Origin of the sequence: Acinetobacter johnsonii (genome assembly GCF_048551975.1) — a bacterium.
GTDB lineage: Bacteria > Pseudomonadota > Gammaproteobacteria > Pseudomonadales > Moraxellaceae > Acinetobacter > Acinetobacter johnsonii_A.
Genome location: NZ_JBIMCF010000182.1, coordinates 1 through 287 on the forward strand (window position 1 = coordinate 1; position 287 = coordinate 287).

The 287-nt window shown below is 43.6% G+C and carries 1 pseudogene; it reads left to right on the forward strand.

The features are described 5' to 3' along the window. Positions 1 to 244 (forward strand): annotated as a pseudogene (locus ACG9ZB_RS17160) (nitric oxide dioxygenase); the annotation flags it as partial. Positions 245 to 287: the final 43 nt, after the last annotated feature.

Sequence of the window (287 nt, forward strand, 5' to 3'; positions counted from 1 at the left end):
CCTAAGTACCTTTACTGCTTACGAGTTTCCACATCAAAGTGATATTTTAGGTCAAGACTTTGATGCGAAAGGTCGTCTTGATTCGAGTACCATTGATAGTGCGATTCTACCAACGCAAGCAGATTATTATTTATGCGGCCCAATGCCATTTATGGCTGAGCAACAAAAAGCTCTGATTGCCCGTGGTGTTCCTGCAGAAAATATTCACCGTGAAGCTTTTGGCACAGGTGGTGTTCACCACTAACCCATGCCATCGGCATAAAATAGAGAGGGTTAGTCAGTTATGC